Consider the following 22,442-nt stretch of genomic DNA (forward strand, 5'->3'; position numbering starts at 1 on the left):
AATGTGGCTAGAATCGAAGGAGGGAAAGTGGCCATAGGAGGTCTGATGGACGTCGGGATCCGGGAGTTGCGCGACGGGCTGAGCCGCCATCTCGCCGAGGTGCGCGAGGGACGAACCATCACCATCACGGACCACGGCAAGCCGATCGCCCGCATCGTGCCGGTCGACGGCCCGACCAGGTTGCAGCAACTGGTGGCAGAGGGGAAGGCGCGGCCGCCGCTTCAGAAGAAGCGTCCGGCACGAATCCCCAGCAAGGCCGACGGCATTGTCAGCGACCTGATCGCGGAGCAGAGGCGATGATCTGTTACTTCGACACCTCAGCCTTCGTCCCGCTGCTGATTCCCGAGCCGGTTTCCCCCGTCTGCCGCCGGTTGTGGGACGACGCCGATGACGTCGTCACCACGCGACTGCTCTATGTCGAGGCCGCTGCAGCCTTGGCGCGGGCGGTGCGCTGTCACCGGATCACTCACGCTCGGGAAGCAGAGGCGCTAGGGGATCTCGATCGCTATTGGCGAGAGATGGCTGTCATCGATCCGACGGAGCCGGTCGTCCGCAGGGCGGCCGCGTTGGCTTCGTCGCAGGCGCTTCGAGGGTACGACGCTGTGCATTGTGCGACAGCGGAGACTGTCGACGCGCGAGACCTGCTCTTCGCATCCGGTGACCAGAAGCAGCTGGAAGCCGGCGAGAAGCTCGGGTTCTACATCGCGGACGTCAACGAGCCGGAGCTCAGCGGGTAGCCGGGCTGGCTCGTCACGGCGGGGCAGGGGCTGGGGTTGGTGGGTTAGGGTTTGTTAGGTAGGCCTAACTTCCGCTGAGAGGACTGTGGTCGTGTGACCAGCCCCGCACCCCGTCGTAATCGCGTGTGCAAGCGCGCGACTGTTCGCCGTACCGAACAGATCACTCCGCACATGATTCGGGTTGTGTTCAGCTCCGAGGACTTCGCGGACAACGGATTCACCGACCACTACGTGAAGCTGCTGTTCTGCCAGCCGGGTGTCGAGTACCCGGAGCCGCTCGACATGGGTGTGGTCCGGGAGACGTACCCGCGCGAGCAGTGGCCGACGATGCGGACCTACACCGTGCGCAGCTGGGACGACGACACGAAGGAACTCGCGATCGACTTCGTCTACCACGGCGACGAGGGCGTCGCCGGGCCGTGGGCCGCGGCGGCCAAGCCGGGCGACGTGCTGTGGTTCAACGGTCCGGGTGGCGCCTACGCGCCGGACGAGGCGGCGGCCTGGCACCTGCTGGTCGGCGACGAGAGTGCCCTGCCGGCGATCGGTTCCGCGGTCGAGCAGTTGCCGCCGGGTGCGCGGGCGACGGTCCTGGTCGAGGTGGAGGACGAGACCGAGGAGCAGAAGCTCAGCGGCTCCGGCGACGTCGACGTGACCTGGTTCCACCGCGCGGGCACGTCGGACGGTCGTGGCGACGGGCTGGTCGCCGCGTTCGAGTCGCTCGACTTCCCGGCCGGCGACGTTCAGGTGTTCGTGCACGGCGAGGCCGGTTTCGTGTTCCGGATCCGCAAGAACCTCTTCCAGGAGCGCGGCCTGCCGCGTGAGCGGGTCTCGCTGTCCGGCTACTGGCGGCTGGGCAAGAACGAGGACGGCTGGCAGGCGGAGAAGGCCGAGACCGCCCGCAAGGAGCGCGAGGGTTCCTGACGCCGGCAGGCGAACCAGGTCGGCCCGCGCGGCATCGTACGAAGCATGGATGACCCTGCCTCGTTCGCTCGTTTCGCGGCCGGGTACGACCGGTTCGTCAGCCTGCAGCCCGGGCAGCACGTCGAGTGGGTGCTCGGGCTCGGGCTGCACGGCCGGCGTGCGCTCGATGTCGGGTGCGGCTCCGGACATGCGGCCGAGCGGCTGGCCGGGCAGTTCGACCACGTCGTCGGCGTCGACCTGAGCGAGCCGATGATCGAGCTCGCCCGCCGGACCCGGTCCCGGCCGAACCTCGAGTACCGCACGGCCGACGTGTTCACGATCGACGACGCCGGCTTCGACCTGGTCTACAGCCACACGATGATGCACCACCTGCCCGACTACCGGGCCGGCCTCGAACACCTCAAGAGCCTGGTCCGGCCGGGCGGCACGGTCGCGATCGTCGACAACGTGAGCGATCGCTACCCGACCCCACCGCGATATCTGTACGTGCTCGGTGCCTGGCTGGGGTTCCGACGGCAGATCGCCCGGCTGGGGCTGCGGGACGCGTGGTTCGAGTTCCGGTTCTGGCACAGCAAGCCGTGGCTCGATCACCTGGCCAGCGACCGCTACCTGTCCCGCGCCCAGTTCCGTGAGCTGTACGACGGCGTCTTCCCGGGAGCGCAGTACGACGACCTCGGGTTCGCGCTGGCTATGCGATGGACCTGCGCCGGTCCAGAAGCTCGATGAGGGTCGGAGCCTGGTTGCTCGGCAGGACCCAGTCGTCGCCGGACGCCTGCAGGATGATCGCCGGCCCCTCGGTCGCGACCGGGTGTGGAATCGCGATCGGGAACTTGAGCCGCTCGGCCCCACTCAGCGACACCTCGAAGGTCCCGGTGATCGCGGCCAACGGATACGACCGCGACTGCTCCTCGGACCGCGGGAACGGATGACCCTGGATCGTCACTGACTCGGCGCCGAGCAGTACAGCGGCCAGCGGCATCCCGCGCAACCGGAAGACCAGCTCGTACGGCGTCTCCGCCAGTTCAGGTACGACGGGAACCAGCAGCGCACGATCCGCGGCACGGGCCAACGCGAGCCCCGCGACCAGTCCGACGATGAGCGCCGGCAATGCCATAAGCGCCGGCCACCAGACGCCGAGCACCAGCGGATAGAGCGTCGCGAACAACCCAGCGATCCCGCCGAACAGCCCGCCGACGCCGGCCCACCAACGCGGCATGTACCGATGCCGTCGCCAGAGGATCCACCCGAACACGAGCATCCCGGCCGGCACGACGCAACCGATCCAGGTCGCGGCCGATCCCTTCGTGCTGATCCACGCCACGATCCCGAGCAACACCAGCGGGATCCCCAGATACGTCACTGCCACCACGCGTTGCACTCGCCGGTGCCGGCGTTCCACCTCGGTCACGGAGAAAACCCAAGCACATCCGACCCGAACCACCTACTGTGCCGAGGGTGATCGAGATTCCCGCGAAGCTGATCAGGAACCACAGCGAACGGTCACCCGAGTGGCTGGCGAGCCTGCCCGGCACGGCCGCGACGTACCTCGACCGGTGGCAGTTGTCCATCACGGGTGAGCCCCTGAGCGGTGAGGCGTCGCTGATTCTTCCGGTCGTCCGGCAGGACGGAACCGAGGCGATGCTCAAACTCCAGTCGGTCAACGACGAGAGCGAGGGCGAGGCGCTCGGCCTGCGCACCTGGAACCACGACGACGTCGTCGAGGTCCTCGAGGACGACCCGGCGACCTCGACCCTGCTGCTCGAACGGCTCGAACCGCGCACGCTCGAGGACCTGCCCGACCACGTCGAGGCGACCCGCATCCTGGCCGAGCTTCTGGTCAGGCTGAGCGCCGTACAGGCGCCGCCCGGGATCCGGCGCCTCGCGGACATCGCCGGCGGCATGGTCGAGGACGCGCCCGGCCTGATCCCCCGGCTGGTCGATCCGGCCGACCGACGGCTGGTACGGCGTTTCGTCGACCAGGTGACCGAGCTGCTGCCGGACTCCGGTGACCGGCTGCTGCACTGGGACCTGCACTACGCCAACGTGATGGCCGCGCAGCGGCAGCCGTGGCTCGTGATCGACCCCAAGCCGCTCGCCGGTGATCCCGGCTTCGACGTCTTCCCGGTGTTGTGGAACCGGTGGGACGACCTGGTCGCGACCGGCGATCTGCCGAAGGCGATCCGGCACCGGCTCGACCTGATGCTCGAGGTCACCGGGATCGATCGGGACCGCGCACTCGGCTGGACGGCCGGCCGCATCCTGCAGAACGTGCTGTGGTTCACCGAGGACGGAGCGACCCGGATCGAGGATGAGTTGGCCGCTGTCGCCGCTGCCCTGCACTCGTGATTACATCATTACATGACGACGACTCCGACGCTGTACGAGTGGGCCGGTGGGCATGAGGCGCTGCTGCGCCTGACCCAGGTGTTCTACGACAAGGTGCCGAGCGACCCGGTCCTAGCGCCGGTGTTCGCGCACATGAGCGACAAGCACCGCGAGCATGTGGCGATCTGGCTGGGCGAGGTCTTCCGCGGCCACAGCCGCTACACCGACGAGCTCGGCGGCTACCCGGCGATGCTGGGCCACCACCTCGGCCTGGCGCTCACCGAAGAGCAGCGTTCGCGCTGGGCTGCCCTGATCGCGCAGAGCGCCGACCCGGCCGGGCTCCCCGACGATCCGGAGTTCCGCTCGGCGTTCGTCGCCTACATCGAGTGGGGCACGAGGATCGCCCTGTCCAACTCCCAGCCCGGCGCCACTCCACCACCCGAGGCGCCCGTCCCCCACTGGGGCTGGGGCGAAGCACCGCCGTACCAGCCCTAGGCATCGTTATCCGTCAGGTCCGCTGACCCCAGGTCTGGCGGACGTGACGGACGACGAGCAGTACGACGCCCGCGAGTGCCGCGGCGCCCGCGACGATCCCGATGACGACGGACACCGTGAGTCCGGTGCCGAGCGCGTCGCCGATGAGGCCGGCCAATGCGCCGACCAGGACCGCCACGATCACGCTGACGAGCAGCGCGATGCTCGACAGGTACTGCGTCGCCGGGATCCGCGTACGGCGGGTGCCGTAGGTCCGCATGATCCCCGCGACATCCTCGCGATGCCCGGTGACGAAGTACTCCTCGAGTTCCGGCGCGATGTCGAGATAGCCCCGCCGCAACCGGTTCATCCCGATCACCAGCTCGACGTCCTCGCCGTTGAGTTGCACCAAGCGGATGACGGTGGCCACGCCGATGACCACCAGCAAAGGGATGACGAGCAGCGCGAAGATGCGGAAACCGACGCCGAAGTCGGTGCTCTGCGCCACCAGGGCCAGCGCGACCATGGCCGCCGAAACCACCGTCACGAACCAGCTCGCGCGGCTGAAGCTCTCGCTCCACGCCAGGCTGCGGGTCGCCAGCAGACTCCAGTGCTCGGTGGACAGGATCTGTGCCCGCACGGACGCCGGGGCGGGCCCGGCGGGCTGGGTTTCGGCGGGAACGTCAGGCATGTCGCCACTCCTCGCATCGTGGGGCCTACCAGTTTCACCGACGGTGGGGGCCGTTCGCTGACGTCGCAGACACCCCGCGCCCGCGCCGGGGGACTGTGGGTTGGATACAGTCGCGGTTCACGACGAATCCGCGTGGCGGGGATGCGAGGGTGAACCAGTGACCGCTCAGCTCGAGTATCCCGGGGTGCAGGACGACAACGCGCTGCTGTCGATCCAGGGCCTGTGGAAGGTGTTCGGCCCGAAGGCGCAACGCGTCCCCCGCCGGCCGGAGCTCGCCTCGCTCGATCGCGCCGCGCTGTACAGCCAGACCGGATGTACGGCGGCCGTCCGCGACCTCAGCTTCGACGTCGCACCCGGCGAGGTGTTCGTGGTGATGGGCCTGTCCGGCTCGGGCAAGTCCACGCTGGTCCGGTGTCTCACGCGCTTGATCGAACCGACCGCGGGCAGCCTGATCTTCGAGGGTGAGGACCTCCGCGCGGCCGACGAGAAGCGGCTGCGTGCACTCCGCCGGAGCAAGTTCTCGATGGTGTTCCAGCACTTCGGGCTACTGCCGCACCGCAAGGTGATCGACAACGTCTCGTACGGTCTGGAGATCCGCGGCGAGAGCAAGCCGGACCGGCGTCGCCGGGCCCAGGAGGTCATCGACCTGGTCGGACTGGCCGGCAACGAGAACCTCTATCCCGAGCAGTTGTCCGGCGGCATGCAGCAGCGCGTGGGTCTGGCCCGAGCGCTCGCCAACGACCCCGACGTACTGCTCTTCGACGAGCCGTTCTCCGCGCTCGACCCGCTGATCCGCCGCGAGATGCAGACCGAGGTGGTGCGCCTGCACCGCGAGGTCGGCAAGACGATGGTGTTCATCACTCACGACCTGTCCGAGGCGCTCAAGCTGGGTGACCGGATCCTGCTGATGCGCGACGGCGCCGCGGTGCAGTTCGGCACCGGCGACGAACTGGTCGGTGCTCCGGCCGACGACTACGTTCGTGAATTCGTTCGGGACGTGCAGCGGGCCGACGTACTGACGCTGCGCTGGATCGTCCGCGAGCCGCGCCCGGAGGAGCCGCTGGACGGACCGGAGCTTGGCCCGGACGTGCTCGTCCGGGAGGCGACCCGGCTGGTGCTGGAGTCGGACCGCCCGGTCAAGGTCGTCTCCAACGGCACGCTGCTCGGCGTCATCGGTGACGAGGAGATCCTCGCCGTCGTAGCGCCGCCTCACAAAAAGCCCGTCTGATGGCGTCCATTACCGGCTCGGTCGAGTTCGAGGTACGACGACCTCGCCGCAGCGTGATCGTCGGGATCCTGCTCGTCGTCTGGGTCGCGGCGTACTTCCTGCTCCGCGGCATCGACACGCTCGTCCTCGGCGGTCAGGAGACGACCCCGTTCCACCGCTGGCTGACCGATCACCGCGACGACGTCGGCCAGGGCAACGCCGTCTTCGACGGGATCCGGGTCGGCGTGGACCACTTCGTCGTACTGCTCCAGAACGTTCTGGCGCAACCGTCGTACGGGCGTCCGGTTCCGGTGATCGGCTGGCTCGGTGTGGTAGCGGTGGCGGCGTACCTGGCCTGGGCGTTCGGGAGCTGGAAGGTCGCGCTGCTGGCCGCCGCCGGGCTCGGGTTCGTCGGGCTGCAAGGGCTGTGGCAGGAGAGCATGGACACGCTCTCGCTGACCATCGCGGCCGTGCTGCTGTCCTTGCTGATCGCGATCCCGCTCGGCATCTGGGCCGGTCTGTCGGACCGGGCCTTCAAGGTCGCGACGCTGGTGCTCGATCTGATGCAGACGCTGCCGACGTTCGTGTACCTCGCGCCACTCACGCTGTTCTTCGCGATCGGGCCGGCCGCCGCAACCATCGCGACCGTCATCTACGCCGCGCCGCCGGCCGTCCGGCTGACCGCGCACGCGATCCGTTCGGTCCCGCTGGAGAGTGTCGAGGCGGCCCGTTCGCTCGGATCGACCCGCGGCCAGACGCTGACCAAGGTGCTGCTGCCGATGTCGCGCAGCACTGTTGTCGTCGGCATCAACCAGACGATCATGGCCGCGCTGTCGATGGTGACGGTCGCCGCGCTGATCGATGCGCCCGGTCTCGGCCAGACCGTGCTGACTGCTCTGCAGACGCTCGACGTCGGCGTCGCGTTCAACGCCGGTCTGGCGATCGTGGTGATCGCGATCGTGCTCGACCGCGTCACCACCGCGGCCGGCGACCGGCCCTGGCGTACGGCGAGCGTCCGCCGGAAGGTCCTGCTCGGCGCGGGCGCGGTCGGAGTACTGGTCGCGGTCTGGTTCTCCCGGACCTACGTGTGGGCGGCGGAGTTCCCGGACACGGTGAACATCGGGTCGCGGATCGCGGTGATCGCCACCGACGTGACGAACTGGGTGCAGGACACCTTCGGCGGTTTCACGTACGGCGTCCGTGACGCGGTGACCAACGGTCTGCTGAACCCGCTCGAGGCCCTGCTGACCGGGTCGCCGTGGTGGCTCGTGGCCGCGGTCGTTGTCGCGCTTGCAGCAGTACTCGGGAGCTGGCGGGGCGCGGTGCCGGCGGTGGTGTGCTCGGGACTGCTGGTGGCCACCGGGTTGTGGCACGACAGCATGATCACGCTGGCCTCGACGTTGCTCGCGACCGTCGTGGTCGTCGTCGTCGGGCTTGCGCTCGGAGTATGGGCCGGGCGCAAGCACCGGGTCGACACCTGGATCCGGCCGGTCCTGGACGCCGGGCAGACGATGCCACCGTTCGTGTACCTGGTGCCGTTCCTGGCGCTCTTCGGCACCAGCCGGTTCACCGCGATCGCGGCAGCCGTCGTGTACGCCGTACCGGTCACCACCAAGATCGTTGCTGACGGCATCAAGGCGGTGCCGGTGGCAACGGTAGAGGCGGCGAACTCGGTCGGCTCCAGCAGTTGGCAGGTGATCAGCAAGGTGCAGCTGCCGGTGGCCCGCAGAGCCATCACACTGGCGGTCAACCAGGGCCTGATCTACGTGCTCGCGATGGTGGTGGTCGGCGGCCTGGTCGGCGCCGGTGCCCTCGGGTACGACGTCGCCGCCGGCTTCGCGCAGAGCGAGCTGTACGGCAAGGGACTGGCCGCCGGGCTGGCGATCGTGCTGCTCGGGGTCCTGCTCGACCGCATCACCCAGGCGGCCGCGCGGACCCGGAAGTTCAACGGAACAGTTAGAGGAGACAAGCTGTGAAGAAGCTCCGGTACGCCGGTGTCCTGACGGCCGCGGCACTCGCGCTCGCCGGATGCGGTGGAGAGAAGGTCGGCGCGGAACAACCGGCCGCGAGCGGTGGCAAGGACTGCGGCACGTTCAACCTGGCCGTCAACCCGTGGGTCGGGTACGAGGCGAACGCGGCCGTGGTCGGGTACGTGGCCAGCAAGGATCTCGGCTGCACGGTGGTGAAGAAGAACCTCAAGGAGGAGATCTCCTGGCAGGGCTTCGGCACCGGGGAGGTCGACGCGGTGCTGGAGAACTGGGGCCACGAGGACCTGAAGAAGAAGTACATCGAGGAGCAGAAGGTCGCGGTCGAGACGGGGTCGACCGGCGTCAAGGGCGTGATCGGGTGGTACGTGCCGCCGTGGATGGCCGCGAAGTACCCGGACATCACCGACTGGAAGAACCTGAACAAGTACGCCGCCCAGTTCAAGACCTCGGAGTCCGGTGGCAAGGGGCAGTTGCTCGACGGCGACCCGTCGTACGTGACGAACGACGAGGCGCTGGTGAAGAACCTGTCGCTGAACTACAAGGTCGTGCAGAGCGGTAGCGAGACCGCGCTGATCCAGGCGTTCCGGGACGCGGAGAAGAACAAGAAGCCGCTGCTGGCGTACTTCTACGAGCCGCAGTGGTTCTTCAACGAGCTCAAGCTGGTGAAGATCGACCTGCCGCCGTACAAGTCCGGCTGCGATGTCGATCCGGCGAAGGTTGCCTGCGACTACCCGCCGTACGACCTGGACAAGGTGGTCTCGAAGGAGTTCGCCGACTCGGGCAGCCCGGCGTACGACCTGGTCAAGAACTTCCAGTGGACCAACGAGGACCAGAACGCGGTAGCCCGGATGATCGCCGTCGACAAGATGACACCCGACGCCGCCGCCGAGAAATGGATCAAGGACAACCAGTCCAAGGTCGACACCTGGCTCGGCAAGAAGTAGCTCTGAAGCGGGCTTGAGCTTGTTCACACGGGCTGGGGGCAACTATCACGATGTGGGTGAGCAACGCCGACGACACGCCGGAAATCGGACAGGACCGGGTAAGTTCACTCTCATGATCATCGTGACAGCTGCACTGAAGGGCGGGGTCGGAAAGACAACCACGTCGGTGTACTTGGCCGCGCTGGCATCTTCCAACCGTCGCACAGCCACCCTGGTCGACGCCGATCCACAAGGCAGCGCCGCCGACTGGGTCGACTCCTCCGAGGACGACCATCTGAACAGGATCGAGATCGAGGAGGCGCCGACCGAGCGGCTGCTGAACAAGGCACTCGACAAAGTGCCGCCCGAGGGCATCGGCATCGTGGACATGCCACCGTCGCACGAGCGGCTGCTGAACAAGGCACTCGAGCGAGCCCGGATCGTGGTGATCCCGACTCGCATCGGCGGCGTGGAGACACCTCGCGTGAAGGCGGTCCTGGAACTGGTTCCGGACGACGTCCCGGCAGGCCTGGTGATCTGCTCGGCCCGGACCTACACCCGGAGCTATCAGGAAGCGATGCAGCAGTACGCCGAGGAAGGCATCCCGGTCTGGGGCACGATCCCGGAGCGCGTGTCGATCACGGCCGGGCCCAGCGGTCCGCTCGCCGCCGACGGCCTGGAGTCCTACAAGAAGGTCTGGCGCAAAATCCTGGCCGCGGCCAGGACCTGAAGTTCGCGAGAGCCCGGGCGCACGGTGCGGCTGTGTGCCCGGGCTCAGCGGTTGAGGGGTGGTTCGCCGCGGACGTACGAGCGGATCACCGTGGCGGCAGCGCCGCGCGCCCAATCGTCGAACGTGTGCGAGCGCAGCATCAGGCGGCAGTCGCCGGCAGCGCCGAACGCATGCTCCGCGAACGTACGCCGCAGCCGTTCCTCGTACAGGTCGTACTCCGCCACGCCCTCGCCCGCGATCACCACAAGCTCCGGCCCGACCAGGTTCACCATCGCGGCCAGCGCCGCACCGATCACCTCACCGGCCCGGTCGAACGCCTCGCGCGCATGCTCATCGCCCTCGTGCGCCAGCTTGATCGCCCCGGCCAGATCCAGATCCGCCCGCCCGGTGGTCTCCCGGGTCCGGGCCAGGATTGCGTCGGACGAGGCAACCGTCTCCACACATCCGCGCCGCCCGCAGGTGCAGACGAGGTCTCCCGGAGCCAGCGGTAGATGGCCGAGCTCACCGGAGACGCCGTACGCCCCGGACACGACCTCACCGTTGATGTAAAGCCCACAGCCGATGCCCGACCCGATCGTCACCACCGCAAACGAGTCCGCGTCGACGCCGACCCCGAACCAGTGCTCGGCGACAGTCAGCGCCCGTACGTCGTTCGTCACCACGACCGGGACCCGGAGTCGCTGACCCATCAGCTCCGCGACAGGAACGTCCCGCCAGCCCATGAACGGCGAGTCCCGTACGACGCCGTGCGCCGCATCGACGTCGCCGGACACCGCCACACCAATCCCGACCAGCGGCCCGGCCATCACCTCACCCAGCTTGAGCGAGGTGATCAGTTCCTTCGACAGGTCCGCCAGTTGGTCGACCACCCGCTCGGGTGTGGTGTCGTCGAGGCGCTGGTGCCGGACGGTCAGGATCCCGGCGGTGAAGTCTGTGGTCACGCCGATCAGGCTGGTCGGGGTCACCTTCAACCCGATCAGCGAGACGCTCTCGCGGACCACGGTCAGCGGGCTCACCGGCCGGCCGATGCCGAGCTGGTTGTCCTCCGCCGGCACGGGTGCCTGGTCGGTGACGAACCCGGTCTCGATCAGCGGCGCGACGGCCTTGGTGACGGCCGCCTGGGACAGTCCGGTCCGGCGCGCGATCTCCACCCGCGGGATCGGGCCCTGGGTCAGAATCCTGGTCAGCACCTCGACTCCCGCCGGCGTGGCCAGGGGGAGTGGACGATGAGGACGCAGCGGCACGAGAACAACCTACCGGCGCGTTCAGGACTCCGCTCCGATTTCTCCCAGTGTTGGGGACGTCAGAGCCCACCGGATGGTCCTGGTCAGGCCGTTGCCGGCGGCGCGTACGACGGTCCGCTCGGCCAGCGGGAGGTAGGGCAGCCGCAGTGGCAGCCGCGTCCACCACGGCAGCAGACCGACTGCAGCAGCCGTGAGTACGCCGTACGCCGGGCGCGCGGCCCACGGGACAGGTGGGTGCACGAGCATGAAGCGGGCGGCCTGGCGGGCTTCGGTCGTGCCGCGCAGCTCCGGCTGATACTCCGTCAGTGTCTGCTGCAACTCGGCCACTGTGGTCGGTGGGTCAATGACTCCGAGCCTGCCGGCCACGAGTGCCGCGTCCGCGACGTACAGGTCCTGCTCCTCGGCATTGAGCGGTTCGACGCCGTACTGCTGGTGTGCAGCGAGGAAGCTGTCGACCTCAGCCACGTGGACCCACTTGAGCAGATGCGGATCGGAGGCGCGGTACTTCACCCCGTCCGGACTGGTCCCGCGGACCCGCTCGTGCACCGACTTGACGCGCGCGATCGCCTCCTCGGCGTCCGGGATCGCGCCGTACGTCGTGATGGCCAGGAAGTAACTGGTCCGGCGCAGCCGCCCCCACGGGTCGCCGCGGTAGCCGGAGTGCGCGGACACGGCAGCCATCGCCAGCGGGTGCAGCGACTGCAGGAGCAGCGCCCGGAGTCCACCGGCGAACATCGACGCGTCGCCGTGCACCCGCCGGATCGGGCGGTCCGGCGCGAACCAGCGGGGACCGGGCGTGTTGTGCACCCGGTTGCGTTCGGCGCGCGGGTCCGGACCCGCCACCTTGGTCATGATCAGCTTCGCCAACCCGTCCCGGAGCGGGTCCAGCGGTCCAGCAGTGGTGGCGGCCATACAGTCAGTCTCCCCCTGGCCCCAACCCGTCAGTCGGCGTACTCGTTCTCCAGCAGGGAGTAGAGCAGGGAGTCGCGCCAGGCGCCGTTGGTGAAGACGTGGTCGCGGAGGTGGCCCTCGTAGGTGAAGCCGAGGCGCTTCACCACTCCGATCGAGGCCTCGTTCTCCGGGCCGATCGCGGCGGTCACCCGGTGCCGGCCCTGGGTGGAGAACGCGAACCGCAGCATCACCCGGGAGGCGTCGGTGGCGTAGCCGTGACCCCAGTGGTCGGCGTGGATGGCGTAGCCGAGCTTCGCTCCCCACGGCCCGCTGGGCGCCAGCCGGGCGAAGCCGATCACCCGGTCGTCGTTCCGGCGGGTGACGGCGAGCATGTGATCCGGCCGGTCCTCCCGGGCCGAGCGTTCGATGATGCCGGCCAGGGCCGAGGCGGCCTTGGCGCGGTCGTAGCTGTCGAAGGCCATCCAGGTGGTCACCCTGTCGTCGCCGGCAACGGCCAGATAGTCGTCCAGATCGGTGGGGCGGAATTCGCGCAGCGTGGTCAGGTCGCCGCTCAGGGGATCCATCCGGGCGGCTACCGGGGGAACGTCTGCATCGGTGTCCGGGTGAACATCTCGATCTCCTCCTGCAGCTCGCGGGCGTCGTCCGCACGCCCGGACTGCCGCAGCGCCTGGTGGACCCGGCGGGCCGAGTGCACCACGCCGTTGATCCGGCGCTCGGTCGGCAGGCCCAGCACCGGCGCGATGGCGTCGGCCGCGCCATCGAGCTCGCCACTGGCGATCCGGTTGATCGCCATCGCGGCCTGGCTGCCCGCGGCGTCGCCGAAGGCCCACTCCGGGTGGTTCTGGTCCGTGTAGGCGTCGACGGCCTGGCTCGAGTACCGCGACGCCTGCTCGACCTCGCCGGGCAGCCACGCGAGCGCGTCGGCCGCGTAGTACAGCTGGCGGTGGCGGCCGAAGGTGCACAGGCCACCCATGTCGTCCAGGTCGTCGTTCTGCACCGTGTTCCAGGCCTCTTCGGCCCGCTCGAGCGCGGCGCGGGTGGCCTCCGGGTTACCCAGCGCGGCCCAGGCGCGGGCCTCGCTCACCGGGAGCCAGACGCTGGTGGTGCTGTTCGCCTGCTCGGCGTACCCGGCGCCGAGCTGTGCGTACCGGACCGAGTCGTGGGGGTTGCCGGCCCAGTACGAGACCAGCGACTGCAGGCCGCGCACCCAGGCGCGCAGGCCGTGGTGGTCGGCGTTGTCGGCGCACAGGAAGGCTGTCCGCGCCTGGGTCAGGGCGGCGTGGGGGTTGCCGAGGTCGTGGGACGCCTTGGCGAGCAGACCGCCGGTCACGCCGCCGAGGAAGTACAGCTGCCGCAGGTGCTCCGGGCGTTGCCTGCTCTCCAGCAGCGCGAAGACCAGGTCCTGCGTCTCGACCAGCTGGCCGAGGATTTCTGGCAGCGGACGCTGCGGGTAAGCCTTCGCGACGTGACGCACGTCGTCGTACACCTGTTCCATGGCCTCGCTTCCGAGACCGGACTGGGCCGCGAGGGCAAACGCCCTCGCTCGGCTGGCAGCCATGTCGAGAACCTCCATCTCATTACCTGTCGTGATCCGTCCACTCGCGGCAGGTGCCGGCACCACCTGGGATGCCTGTTCGGGAACGTGCGGCGAGAAGAGCTCCTCGACCGGCTTTCCGAACATGCGTTGCAGGGTGCGCCGGGTCTGAGGAGTGGTACCCGCGCGCTCGCCCGATGCGAGGCGCCGCAGGTGCCGCTCGGTGATGGTTCCACCCAGCTCGACGAACTCGGCGACGATCTCGGAGTAGGTCTGGTTCCGGCGCTGGATCAGGTGCGCCAGGACCGTCTTTGGCGTGTACCTCCCCGCCATCGTTCCTCCCGTTCACGTCAGATCAGACGTTGTCTCGACTGATGCCCCACGACAAGGTGCGGTCCCCCAGATGTCCGCGAGAGGTCCGGAAGAGGTCCGGCAAAGGTCCGGTCCAGGTCCTAGAGCGGTCACGTTGGGCTCGTGCACCATTACTGCCATGACAACCAGTAAGTCCAACTGGTTGCAAGGGCTCAGAGTTACGGGGTGAGAAGTAGTGACCATCGCGGAAATGACGTCGAGACAGCACCGGCGCCGAGTTCGGGTCTGGTTCGGCGAGCACGTGATCGCTCAGTACGTCGCGGAGGCGCCGTTGGCGGCCCGCTACGAGCAGGCGATGCGGCGCCGTTTCGCCGGTCTCCGAGTCACCAACGACGTCCTCGGCCCGCACGACAGCACCGACTGAAACACCGTGACCTTCCGGGTCCTCCTCAGACCCGGTTCGCTGCGCCCTGGGGGCTCCTCACGCTCAGGGGCAGCGCTGGAAGGTCCGAGACACTCCTCAGTCCCGGACGAAACCCAGGTGTGGTCCGGAGCACTCCTCAGCTCCGGACCACACCGCCCTCCCGAACCCGGCTGGGCCTGGCGGTTGAGCTCCCTGTATCACCGCCGCCCAGCCGTTCCAAACCACCTCCTGGCCGACACCTCGGGCCAGGCTGGGCCGAGTGTCCTGGGCGGTAGGACACCGGTGGCTCTTGACACCTCACCGAGAGCCACCCCCTGAGGTGGCCGGCTCCGCTGTGTGACCGCCGCGCCTGGGCGATCACACAGCGGAGCCCTTTCCACGGGCCGCGGCTATGACCGGTGGATGTCCGCTTCGGGTCCGGTGATGTACACCGCGAACGGCGCGTCCGGCTGGACCTCGGCCGAGCCCTCGACCAGCCCTTCGTAGGTGGCTTCACCCACGTAGGTCATCCCGAGCCGCTCCATCACCGCCCGGGACGCACGGTTGATCCGCTCGGTGAACGCGACGACCGAGTTCCCACCGAGCGTGCGGAACGCGAAGTCCAGTCCGGCCCGGCCGATCTCGGTCGCGATGCCCTGGCCGCGGTACGCCGTGAGCAGACTCCACCCGAGTTCGAGCCGATCGGCCGCCCACTCGGACCCCACGAGCGCGGTCATCTGCTCGGAGTCCCCCAGGCGCGAGAGCCCGCCCCGACCGACCAGTGCACCGGACGTCCGGTCGTAGGCCATCCACTTGCTGACGCCGTCCCGCTCCCATGCCTCATGCATCCCGGTGGCCCGCTCAAGTGACTCCTCGGCGGACCAGGTGCCGGCGAACCACTGGGCGACCCACGGATCGGCATGCAGAATCTCGAGGTCCGCGGCATGTCCGGGCAGTACGGCGCCCGGCGCGGTCATCGGTTCGAGCCGGAGGCGCTCGGTGAACCGGGTCCGGACCGCGTGGGCCACTATGTCGCGCAGCCGCCGGTCGCCGTCGGTGCGGCCGACCATCAGCAGTTCGAGGTCGTCCGGCCCGACCCAGGCCGATGCGTCGTGCTTGCCCTCTTCGAGTCGCGGCCGGCTCAGGTCCCCGTCGACCGTGATCAGGTAGTCGAGCTCACGCCGTACTCGGCCCTCGTGCTCCCATTCCCAGTCGGCGACGGTCCAGAGGATGTCGCGGACCTTCCAGCCGGTCTCCTCCTCGACCTCCCGCGCCAGCGCTTGCTCCGGTGTCTCGCCCGCCTCCAGGTGCCCGCCGACGATGTCCCAGATCCCCGGCAGCAACCGCCGCTCCGCCGTACGCCGCTGCACGTAGACACGCTGCTGCTCGTCCCGGATCAAGGCACCGACACAGTCGACCGCACGCATTCCCCCAACCTAGACCCGCGCGGCGACGACCCGCATCAGAGATAACCGGTGCCAGTGCACGCGCCGCAAGGTGTGGCAGAGTGCTGAGGCGTGACGTCGGTGCCGAACATCTTGTTGATCGTGTCGGATGATCATGGGTATGCGGATCGGAGTGCGCGGGGGGTGCATTCTGAGGTGCGGACGCCGGGGCTGGATCGGCTGGCTCGTGGTGGAGTGAGTTGCTCCAGTGCCTATGTGACTGCGCCGATCTGTAGTCCGTCGCGGGCCGGGATCATTTCGGGGCGGTACCAGCAGCGGTGGGGTGGTCAGTGGTTCGACTCGGCCTCCTTCGCGCCGGACGACGTACCGAGTCTGGCTGAGCTGCTGCAGGAGCGCGGCTATCGGACCGGGTACTTCGGCAAGGTCCACTACGGCGGCGAGAATGTCGGGGACCGGGCCTGCCCACCACAGCACGGCTTCGAGGAGACGCTGTACGGCCTGGCCGGACAGTCGCTCGGTCGGCTCAACTATCTGCACCACTCCGAGCAGTCCCAGAGCGAGTACGGCGCCGATGCCGCCAAGTACATGGCGGTGCAGCCACTGCTGTCCGGTGACGAACCGGTCGAGCACGAGGGCTTCCTGACCAGCGAGCTCGGCCGCCGCGCCGCGGAGTTCATCGAGACCGAGGACGAACGCCCGTACTTCTGCATGCTCGCCTTCAACGCGGTGCACAACTTCTGCTGGCAACTGCCCGCCGACGAACTCGCCCGCCGTGGTCTGCCGGAGTACAACGACTGGAAGCCTGACTCCGGCCGCACCTACACCGAGTGGTACGACGACGTGATCGTGCCGAACCTCCCGCACGGGCGCGAGTACTACCTGGCGCAGCTCGAACTGATGGACGCCGAGATCGGCAAGCTGCTCGACCTGCTCGACGCCACCGGTCAGGCGGACAACACTCTGGTCGTCTACACCACCGACAACGGTGGATCGACCTGCAACTTCGCCGACAACACTCCACTGCGCGGGACGAAGTACACGGTCTGGGAAGGCGGCATCCGGGTCCCGATGCTGTGGCGCTGGCCGGAGCAGTTGCCGGCCGCACAGCAGACGGACGCACTGGTCAGCACGCTGGACCTCGTGCCCACCCTGGTCGCGGCGGCAGGTGGTCAGGCCGAGTCGGACGGCGTCGACCTGCTGCCGGTGCTCACCGGCGAGACCCAGTCCGCCCACACCGCCCTGCACTGGGACTGCGGCTTCCAGTGGGCCGTGCGATCCGGCGACTGGAAACTCAGCTGGGTCGACAGCGACAGCCCATCCGTCGCGCACCTCAGCGAGTACGAGCACGCCCCCATGGGTTCCGGCTGGCAGCTGACCAACCTCGCCGCCGACCTAAGCGAGCAACACAACCGCATGACCGAGGAGCCCGAGATCGCCCAACGTCTCCAAGCACTGCACGCCACCTGGCGCACCGAGGTAGGACGAGGGCCTGTCTGACGGTCCCCCGCCTACTGCGCGGTGCTCGGCACGGCACCTCGCCGCACTGGAGCAAAGGCCACGATGGAACCACATCGAGGCCTTCGCTCCAGCACGCCGATGCACCGCACCGAGCACCTGCTCGCTACGGCGCGGGACCGTCAGACACGCCCCTAGACCCGGTTGGGCTGCTCGGGGATCCGGTTCGGCATGAAGAGAACGGCAGCGACGAGTAGGACGGCAGCACCCGCGGCGCCGTAGTAGACGTCGTGGATGGCCGGGGCCAGGACCTCGCCGGGCAGTGTCTCCAGGTCGGCGTGGTCGTCGCCAAGACGTGCAGCGACCACACCGTTGGCCACGGCACCGAAGGCGGCCACTCCGATCGCGCTGCCGACCGATCGGGCGAACATGTTCGCGCCCGTCACCACGCCACGCGTCTGCCACTCGACCGACGACTGCGCAGCCACGACCGACGGCGACGCCGAGAAGCCGAGTCCGATGCCGATGACGAAGCACGCACCGGCCAGGTGCAGCACGGAACTCTCAGGCCCGACCGTGAGCAGCAGCCCGGCGCCAACGACGACGATGCACGCGCCGAACAGCATCGTCGTACGGAACCCGAGTCGCAGGTAGATCCGCCCGGCCACCGAGGCAGCGATCGGCCAGCCCAACGTCATAGCGGCCAACGCGAACCCGGCGACCAGAGCCGACGTACCCAGCACGCTCTGGGCGAAGAGCGGCACGTACGTCGACAGGCCGATCATCAGCACGCCGATCAGCAGGGCCGCCGAGTTGGCCGAGTTCAGGACGCGCCGGCTGAGCACCCATAACGGGAGCACCGGCTCGGCCGCGCGACGCTCGACCACGACGAATGCGGTCAGCAGGGCGACCGCCCCGGCGAGGATCGCGATACTCGCGCTCGAATCCCAGGACCACATCACTCCGCCCTCGAGCAGGCCGAGCAACAGCATTGAGCCGCCGATCGCCAGCAGCACCGCACCGGCGTAGTCGATCCGGTGGCTCGTCTTCGGTACGGCGTTCTCGTGGAAGCGACGGACCAACGCCCAAGCGGCGGCGATGCCGAGCGGGATGTTCACGAAGAAGATCCAGCGCCACGAGATGAAGTCGGAGAACACGCCGCCGAGGGTCGGGCCGACGAACGACGAGATGCCCCACACGCTGGCCAGGTAGCCCTGGACCTTGGCCCGCTCCGCCACCGTGTAGATGTCGCCGACGATCGTCATCCCGATCGGCTGGATCGCGCCCGCGCCGAGACCCTGGATCAGCCGGAACGCGATCAGCGCCGGCATGCTCCAGGCGAACCCGCACAGCACCGAGCCGAGCAGGAACAGCCCGACGCCGACCAGCATGATCGGCTTGCGGCCGCGCAGGTCGGCGAGCTTGCCGTAGATCGGCACCGAGACGGCCTGGGCCAGCAGATAGATGGAGAACAGCCAGGGGAACTGGGTGAACCCGCCGAGGTCGTCGACCACCGACGGAACGGCCGTGGCCAGGATGGTCGCGTCGATCGCCACCAGCCCGACGCTCAGCATCACCGCGAGCAGGATCGGTCCCCGCTCCGACCGAAGGCCCACACTCGCCCGGTCGATCCGCTCAGTAGTCATGACAAAGGTCAATCTAGCTGCCGGGACAACGATTCCCGCAGCCCCGGATCGTCAGGTGGACGCACGCTAGGCCAGGCACGGTCGGCTAATGCGCGGCTACGCTCCGGGGGGTGAGGATTCGGGATGGGATGCTGCGTGCCGTCGTGCTCGTGGTGACCGTGTCGCTCACGCTCGTACTGCTGCCGATCGCGATCAACGTCGGCACCGGTGGCACTGCTCCTGGCTTCCTCGCGCCGTACGCGGATTGGACCTGGCCGGTGATCGGTGCGCTCTGGCTGGTCGCGATCGTGACCGCACTGTTCGAGTTCCGCAGCCGTCGGCTGCCCACCGTCTCCGGCCGCTCCGCCGGCCATCCGCGCAATCGGCCCAACGCACTGGCTCGCGTCGACCGCTACCTGTCCCAGCGTGTGGCCGGGTCACTCGCCTCTCGCACCCGCATCGCGCTGGCGCTCGAGGAGCGTCCCGAAGCCGTCATCCGCCCGTACGACCTGTTGGTCCAGCCACTCGACAGCTCGCCCCGACCGGTCTCCGATGACACCGACATCGCCACGGTGTTCGACCAACTGCAGGACTCGATGCTGATCCTGGGCGCACCGGGTGCAGGCAAGACCACTCTGCTACTTGAGCTCGCCCGCGCCCTCGCCGAGCAGGCCCACGCGGACGAGAGCAAGCCGATCCCGGTGTTGATCGACCTGGCCGGCTGGACCGCGCAGCCGTCGCGGAAGGACGACGACGAGCCACAGGACAGCCCACTCCTGGCCGGCTTCGTCCGCTGGCTGCTGGGCGAGCTCGACAACCGCTACGGCATCCCGGCCGCCGTCGGACGCACCTGGTTGCGCCGTGGTCGCCTGGCACTCCTGCTCGACGGCCTCGACGAGATCGCCAAACCGAGCCGCGCCAAGCTCGCACCGGTCATCGAGGAGTTCCGCCGCCGCTACCTGATCGGCAGGCTCGCCATCACCTGCCGCACCCAGGACTACGAGCTGCTTCCCGACCAGCTGAGCCTGCACGGCGCTGTGCACATCAGGCCACTCACCCGGCAGCAGGTGCTCGACTACTTCGCCGCCGTCGGTCCGGACCTGGACGGTGCGCGCGCGGCGATCGAGCAGGACGACGAACTGTGGGACCTGGTCAACTCACCACTGATGCTGAACGTGATGATCCTCGCGTACCACGGCCGCGTGCCGGAGGAGGTCGTCGCCAGCGGTGTCGCGGACCTGCGGCGCGAACTGTTCGACACCTACATCAGCGAGGTCCTGGCCCGACACCGCTCCACCAGCCGCCAGTACGACTCCAGGACGGCCGTCCGCTCGCTCTGGTGCCTGGCGTGGTGGACCCGCAGCCGCGCCGGCGACCGGACCGCCGTACCGCGGTGGCTGTTCCCCAACGGCTGGTACGGCCTGTCCCTGCCAGAGGTGGACTACCTGGCCCACGCGGTCAGCCTGCCCGGCATCTTCGCCGGGCTCGCCGCGGGCGCGATCCTCGTGACGCTCGCGCAGTACGGCGTACTCGCCGGACTGGCCCTGGCCGGAGCGGCATTGCTGCTCGTGCATATCAAGCCGCACCCGTGGCAGGCCCTCATGACCGAAGAGCCCAAGCCGCAGCGGACGCCACTGCTCGCGCTCACGCTTGTCCTGAGTACGGCGTGCACGGTCGTTGTGACCGTCGCCGTGATGGGACTGGTCGAGTTCCTCCCGGTGTGGCTGGTGCTCGGTGTCGAGGCGGCTGCGATCGCAGCGTCGTACGTCGTCGAGCAGGTCGTCTCTCACAGCAACCGGCGGCGGTTGCTGCTCGGAGTCCGGCTCGCTGTGGTGGTAGCGGCCGGCGGGCTGACGCTCAGCATCGGTGATCGGCCCGACAGCTTCGCCACCGGTCTGGCAATCGGACTACTCGTCGCGCAAGGCATCCGGATGGTCAAGTCGCTACCGACCGACCACGTGGTCCAGCAGCCCGCTGGACATGGTTGGTGGATGGATTCGTGGGTGCTGGGCGGTGCAGCCGCCGGATTCCTGCTGGCCGTGGCACTCGGCGCCGATCTGACTTCCCCTGACCTCGAAGCGGTGGCCGGTGTGATCACCGGCGCTGTCGCCGCGAAAGCTTGGCGGCGTCGGCCACCGCTGTTCGCCGGACCGCTCTCCCGCCTGCTGCACGACTTCCTGCTCCGCTGGACCGGCTACCTCCCGTGGCGCCGCCGCGCCTTCCTCCGGTACGCCGCCGACCGGTACGTGCTTGCCCGCACCGGACGCGGCGAGTACTCCTTCATCCACCTGCTCGTCCGCGACCACCTGGCCGAGTGCTCCCCCAACCACCTGGCCGAGAAGGTCGACCGCCGGATCGCCCAGCGGGCGACCACGGCGGCTACCCGGTAGCGGGTTCGTTCAGCGCGAAGCCCATCAGGCAGCCGGTCAGAACCAGCGCGATCAGCGGGCTGAGCGCGACGCGCAGCGAGGTGTGTTCGGCGATCGTGCCAAGAACCGGAGTGGCGACCCCGCCGATGCTGACCGCGAGACCGAGGGTCATGCCGCCCGCGGTGCCGACCCGGCCCGGAAGGAAGTCCTGGCCGAGGGTGACGTGCAGCGAGAACGGGATCGACATCGCGATCGCGGTCAGCGCGAGGAAGCCGAAGAACGCCGGACCGGGCACGAACACCAGCGCCGCGATGGCCGGTACGGCGACGGCGTACGACGTCCGCATCGTCCGGACCCGCCCGTAGCGGGTGGCGAACCGGCCGCCTAGCAGGGTGCCGAGGGCGCCGGCCGCGAACAGCACGAACAACGCCGCCCCACCGGTCGTCGTGCCACCGCCGACCCGCTGACCGGCGTACAGGGCGATGAAGGTGCCGAGGCCGACGAACACGATCGAGCGGCAGATCATGATCGCCGACAGCCGCAGGAACGACGGCCAGTCGTCATTCCCGGCCCGATCCAGCCGGTTGCCTCCAGCAACCAAGCGTGCGGAGCGCACAGCCAGCCTGGTGATCACCGCACCGACCAGCGCCGGTACGACGAGCAGCGGTGTCAGCGACAATCCGCCAGCCGCCATGATCGGCGTGACCAACACCGGCGCCAGCGCGAATCCGACGTTCCCGCCGACCGAGAACCAACTCATCCCGACGTGGCTGCCGCCGCTCACCGCGCGCGCCATCCGCGCCGCCTCCGGGTGATAGGCGGCGACGCCGAGCCCGGACAGCGCGGCCGCCAGCCAGCTCAGCAGATACGTCTCGCCGACGCCGACCAGCGCGATCCCGAGTCCCGCCGTCGTCATCGCGACCGGGATCAGCCAGGCCAGCGGCCGCCGATCGGTCAGTACGCCGAACACCGGCTGCACCACCGAGGACAGCAGCGTCGCGGCCAGCGTGATCCCGGACACCGCGACGTACCCGAGCCCGCGCTCGGCGACCAGGAACGGCACCAGCGCCGGTACGGCGCCCTGGTACACATCCACGCACGCGTGCCCGATCGCCATCAGTCCGATCGGTCGAAGTCTCAGCACACCGTCGATCGTTGTCGCCGAGGCGGCTGTCCGGCTTCCGAT

Annotated in this window: 22 protein-coding genes; 13 read left to right on the top strand and 9 right to left on the bottom strand. The window is 68.9% G+C overall.

Going from position 1 to position 22,442, the window contains the following annotated elements; all coding sequences use genetic code 11:
• Nucleotides 1-45: 45 nt before the first annotated feature.
• The 4 genes from E0H73_RS31000 to E0H73_RS31015 all read left to right on the top strand — a co-directional run bounded on the left by E0H73_RS31000 (nucleotide 46) and on the right by E0H73_RS31015 (nucleotide 2,384).
• Nucleotides 46-300, top strand: coding sequence for a type II toxin-antitoxin system Phd/YefM family antitoxin (locus tag E0H73_RS31000; protein WP_131362256.1), 255 nt, complete (start codon nucleotides 46-48; stop codon nucleotides 298-300).
• Nucleotides 297-737, top strand: a complete 441-nt coding sequence (locus E0H73_RS31005; RefSeq protein ID WP_131362258.1) for a type II toxin-antitoxin system VapC family toxin — start codon at nucleotides 297-299, stop codon at nucleotides 735-737. The genes E0H73_RS31000 and E0H73_RS31005 overlap by 4 nt, the downstream gene beginning before the upstream one ends.
• Before the next feature lie 123 nt (nucleotides 738-860).
• Nucleotides 861-1,658, top strand: a complete 798-nt coding sequence (locus tag E0H73_RS31010; RefSeq protein WP_272949165.1) for a siderophore-interacting protein — start codon at nucleotides 861-863, stop codon at nucleotides 1,656-1,658.
• Nucleotides 1,659-1,703: 45 nt separating this feature from the next.
• Complete coding sequence (locus E0H73_RS31015; protein ID WP_131362261.1) at nucleotides 1,704-2,384, top strand: class I SAM-dependent methyltransferase; 681 nt, start codon at nucleotides 1,704-1,706, stop codon at nucleotides 2,382-2,384.
• On the opposite strand, the gene E0H73_RS31020 is transcribed toward E0H73_RS31015, so the two are convergent.
• Complete coding sequence (locus E0H73_RS31020; protein ID WP_131362263.1) at nucleotides 2,347-3,066, bottom strand: DUF1129 domain-containing protein; 720 nt, start codon at nucleotides 3,064-3,066, stop codon at nucleotides 2,347-2,349. The genes E0H73_RS31015 and E0H73_RS31020 overlap by 38 nt on opposite strands.
• Nucleotides 3,067-3,083: 17 nt before the next feature.
• Between E0H73_RS31020 and E0H73_RS31025 the strand changes: the two genes are divergently transcribed.
• Together E0H73_RS31025 and E0H73_RS31030 are read left to right on the top strand one after the other, a co-directional pair.
• On the top strand, nucleotides 3,084-4,004 hold the full coding sequence (locus tag E0H73_RS31025; RefSeq protein ID WP_420323439.1) for an aminoglycoside phosphotransferase family protein: 921 nt from the start codon (nucleotides 3,084-3,086) through the stop codon (nucleotides 4,002-4,004).
• Nucleotides 4,005-4,016: 12 nt separating this feature from the next.
• The gene (locus E0H73_RS31030) at nucleotides 4,017-4,478 is read left to right on the top strand and encodes a group II truncated hemoglobin (RefSeq protein ID WP_131362267.1); all 462 of its coding nucleotides are present in this window, start codon (nucleotides 4,017-4,019) and stop codon (nucleotides 4,476-4,478) included.
• Nucleotides 4,479-4,491: 13 nt separating this feature from the next.
• Here the strand turns inward: E0H73_RS31030 and E0H73_RS31035 are convergent, their stop codons facing one another.
• On the bottom strand, nucleotides 4,492-5,148 hold the full coding sequence (locus tag E0H73_RS31035; RefSeq protein WP_131362269.1) for a hypothetical protein: 657 nt from the start codon (nucleotides 5,146-5,148) through the stop codon (nucleotides 4,492-4,494).
• Nucleotides 5,149-5,305: 157 nt separating this feature from the next.
• Here E0H73_RS31035 and E0H73_RS31040 point away from each other — a divergent pair, with 157 nt between their 5' ends.
• From E0H73_RS31040 to E0H73_RS31055, 4 genes are all read left to right on the top strand, one after another.
• Entirely contained in the window at nucleotides 5,306-6,376 is a 1,071-nt protein-coding gene (locus E0H73_RS31040) for a quaternary amine ABC transporter ATP-binding protein (protein WP_131362271.1), read from the top strand.
• Nucleotides 6,376-8,331: an ABC transporter permease subunit gene (locus tag E0H73_RS31045; protein ID WP_131362273.1), complete on the top strand. Its 1,956-nt coding sequence runs from the start codon at nucleotides 6,376-6,378 to the stop codon at nucleotides 8,329-8,331. Before E0H73_RS31040 ends, E0H73_RS31045 begins: the two co-directional genes overlap by 1 nt.
• On the top strand, nucleotides 8,328-9,287 hold the full coding sequence (locus E0H73_RS31050) for an ABC transporter substrate-binding protein (RefSeq protein WP_131362275.1): 960 nt from the start codon (nucleotides 8,328-8,330) through the stop codon (nucleotides 9,285-9,287). Before E0H73_RS31045 ends, E0H73_RS31050 begins: the two co-directional genes overlap by 4 nt.
• A 112-nt stretch (nucleotides 9,288-9,399) precedes the next feature.
• Entirely contained in the window at nucleotides 9,400-9,996 is a 597-nt protein-coding gene (locus E0H73_RS31055) for a ParA family protein (RefSeq protein ID WP_131362277.1), read from the top strand.
• A 44-nt stretch (nucleotides 9,997-10,040) separates the two neighbouring features.
• Here the strand turns inward: E0H73_RS31055 and E0H73_RS31060 are convergent, their stop codons facing one another.
• The 4 genes from E0H73_RS31060 to E0H73_RS31075 are packed head-to-tail and all read right to left on the bottom strand — an operon-like array spanning nucleotide 10,041 to nucleotide 14,019.
• Complete coding sequence (locus E0H73_RS31060; protein ID WP_131362279.1) at nucleotides 10,041-11,240, bottom strand: ROK family transcriptional regulator; 1,200 nt, start codon at nucleotides 11,238-11,240, stop codon at nucleotides 10,041-10,043.
• 21 nt (nucleotides 11,241-11,261) lie between these two features.
• The gene (locus E0H73_RS31065) at nucleotides 11,262-12,152 is read right to left on the bottom strand and encodes an oxygenase MpaB family protein (protein WP_131362281.1); all 891 of its coding nucleotides are present in this window, start codon (nucleotides 12,150-12,152) and stop codon (nucleotides 11,262-11,264) included.
• 29 nt (nucleotides 12,153-12,181) lie between these two features.
• On the bottom strand, nucleotides 12,182-12,715 hold the full coding sequence (locus tag E0H73_RS31070) for a GNAT family N-acetyltransferase (RefSeq protein WP_131362282.1): 534 nt from the start codon (nucleotides 12,713-12,715) through the stop codon (nucleotides 12,182-12,184).
• 8 nt (nucleotides 12,716-12,723) lie between these two features.
• Complete coding sequence (locus tag E0H73_RS31075; RefSeq protein ID WP_131362284.1) at nucleotides 12,724-14,019, bottom strand: NsdA family TPR-like regulatory protein; 1,296 nt, start codon at nucleotides 14,017-14,019, stop codon at nucleotides 12,724-12,726.
• A 229-nt stretch (nucleotides 14,020-14,248) separates the two neighbouring features.
• Between E0H73_RS31075 and E0H73_RS46085 the strand changes: the two genes are divergently transcribed.
• On the top strand, nucleotides 14,249-14,422 hold the full coding sequence (locus E0H73_RS46085) for a hypothetical protein (RefSeq protein ID WP_165555895.1): 174 nt from the start codon (nucleotides 14,249-14,251) through the stop codon (nucleotides 14,420-14,422).
• Between the two features lie 389 nt (nucleotides 14,423-14,811).
• Here E0H73_RS46085 and E0H73_RS31080 read toward each other — a convergent pair whose 3' ends face one another.
• Nucleotides 14,812-15,828, bottom strand: coding sequence for a GNAT family N-acetyltransferase (locus E0H73_RS31080; protein WP_131362286.1), 1,017 nt, complete (start codon nucleotides 15,826-15,828; stop codon nucleotides 14,812-14,814).
• Between the two features lie 99 nt (nucleotides 15,829-15,927).
• Here E0H73_RS31080 and E0H73_RS31085 point away from each other — a divergent pair, with 99 nt between their 5' ends.
• The gene (locus E0H73_RS31085; RefSeq protein WP_238164407.1) at nucleotides 15,928-17,304 is read left to right on the top strand and encodes a sulfatase family protein; all 1,377 of its coding nucleotides are present in this window, start codon (nucleotides 15,928-15,930) and stop codon (nucleotides 17,302-17,304) included.
• Nucleotides 17,305-17,456: 152 nt separating this feature from the next.
• Here E0H73_RS31085 and E0H73_RS31090 read toward each other — a convergent pair whose 3' ends face one another.
• On the bottom strand, nucleotides 17,457-18,908 hold the full coding sequence (locus E0H73_RS31090; protein WP_131362290.1) for an MDR family MFS transporter: 1,452 nt from the start codon (nucleotides 18,906-18,908) through the stop codon (nucleotides 17,457-17,459).
• 110 nt (nucleotides 18,909-19,018) lie between these two features.
• On the opposite strand from E0H73_RS31090, the gene E0H73_RS31095 reads away from it, so the two are divergent.
• On the top strand, nucleotides 19,019-21,277 hold the full coding sequence (locus E0H73_RS31095; protein ID WP_238164388.1) for an NACHT domain-containing protein: 2,259 nt from the start codon (nucleotides 19,019-19,021) through the stop codon (nucleotides 21,275-21,277).
• Here E0H73_RS31095 and E0H73_RS31100 read toward each other — a convergent pair.
• Complete coding sequence (locus E0H73_RS31100; RefSeq protein WP_238164389.1) at nucleotides 21,267-22,400, bottom strand: MFS transporter; 1,134 nt, start codon at nucleotides 22,398-22,400, stop codon at nucleotides 21,267-21,269. The two genes, E0H73_RS31095 and E0H73_RS31100, sit on opposite strands and share 11 nt — an antisense overlap.
• Between the last annotated feature and the right edge of the window lie 42 nt (nucleotides 22,401-22,442).

This window comes from Kribbella pittospori, assembly GCF_004331465.1.
In the GTDB taxonomy this organism is placed as follows: domain Bacteria; phylum Actinomycetota; class Actinomycetes; order Propionibacteriales; family Kribbellaceae; genus Kribbella; species Kribbella pittospori.